Genomic DNA, 1,629 nt, shown 5'->3' on the forward strand with positions numbered 1-1,629 from the left:
TAGTGTCTGCTGATTAACAAAAATACAGCCTAAAACTATTGATTTTACTGCATTCTTCCGGCATGTATGGTAAAATAAATTGTAAAGGAATCGAATTCTATGATTCGATTTTCACACAGATATTTTGAAAAATACCACCATACAGGAGCTGAAAAATGTATAAATCAGACAACAAGTTACAATCATCCTTTCTCGATTTCAATCAACCGATGGGATTGCACATGAATTCGGAAAACCGTTGGATCAAGATGGCAGATATGATCCCGTGGGATGTGTTCGAAAAGAAATATAAGCATCTTTTTAAAAGCAAAACTGGGAATGTTGCAAAGCCTTTACGCATGGCGCTTGGCGCTCTGATTATACAGACCAGGTTTCAGTTTTCAGACAGGGAACTTGTACAGCAGATAACGGAAAATCCTTATCTGCAGTATTTCATCGGTCTGCCGGGGTATCAGGAAACTCCACCGTTTGATGCAAGTACGCTGGTTCTTTTTAGAAAGCGTATCAGTGCAAAAATGCTCATGGAAGCAAACGAGTATCTGCTTGAGGAGAATAAACCCGATAAAAAAGAGGATGACAATGACCATCACAATCCGCCTTCCGGCAATGGTTCCGGCGATCCAGGTAAAACAGATGAGTCCAAAAACAAAGGCACTCTGATCATTGATGCAACCTGTGCCCCAGTGTATATCAGATATCCCCAGGATGTATCCCTGTTGAATGAAGCCAGAGAGAAACTGGAAGAAATGATTTTGTGGTTTCATAAAGCATACGGTGTCGTACTTCCGCGAAGAGACTGCAAGGCTGCAAGGAAACAGTATCTCGGCTTTGCGAAATCAAAGAAACACTCAGCAAAGCAGATCCGCAAAGCCCTAAAGAAACAGCTTTCGTATGTCAGACGGAACATTGGATATCTGGAAAGCTTTATGTCAGCAGGTTTTGCCCCAAGACAAAAGGATATCCCGACGATACTTACCATCTTCAAGCTTTATGAACAGCAAAAATACATGTATGATAACAAGGTTCACAGGGTAGAGAACCGGATTGTGAGTATCAGCCAGCCCTGGATCAGACCAATCGTGCGTGGAAAGGTAAAAGCGCCCGTAGAGTTTGGCGCAAAGCTGGATCTTAGTATTGATGCGGAAGGTTATGCAAGGATTGAAAACATATCCTTTGATGCCTACAATGAAAGCGCCTGCCTGCAGGACGCTGTTAATGCTTATTATGAGCGAAGCGGATACTATCCAGAACGGGTTCTTGCAGACCAGATATATCGGACAAGAGATAATCGGTCCTTCTGTCAAAAACATGGAATTCGATTATCTGGTCCAAAGCTTGGGAGACCAGGAAGGGAAACGACAAAAACAGATAAACAGACAGAATACCAGGATAATACAGATAGGATTGAAGTGGAACGCAGATTCAGCTTAACCAAACGTTGCTATGGAATGGGCAGAATCGTGACCAGGCTTGAAGATACACAGCTAACTTCTATTGCATTATCTGTATTTGTTGCGAACATCATAAGGATGCAGCAGCGAATACTTTCTGCACTTTTTTATCTGCTGGACATTTTAAACTATAGGGAGGGCTGGTTACCTGCTTGTGTAGGTTAATCAGCAGACACTA

1 protein-coding gene is annotated in these 1,629 nt (G+C 42.2%); it reads left to right on the forward strand.

The window, feature by feature from the left end:
• The first annotated feature begins 155 nt into the window (after positions 1-155).
• Positions 156-1,616 carry an IS5 family transposase gene (locus tag D7Y06_RS25020; protein ID WP_120410173.1) on the forward strand — a complete coding sequence of 487 codons (1,461 nt, stop codon included), beginning with the start codon at positions 156-158 and terminating at the stop codon, positions 1,614-1,616.
• Positions 1,617-1,629: the final 13 nt, after the last annotated feature.

It is taken from the genome of Roseburia sp. 1XD42-69 (genome assembly GCF_003612565.1).
Classification (GTDB): Bacteria; Bacillota; Clostridia; order Lachnospirales; family Lachnospiraceae; genus Roseburia_B.

What these genes read in the sequence shown, in the direction of transcription:
- D7Y06_RS25020 (WP_120410173.1), top strand. Translation starts at nt 156, where the DNA reads ATGTATAAATCAGACAACAAGTTACAATCATCCTTTCTCGATTTCAAT.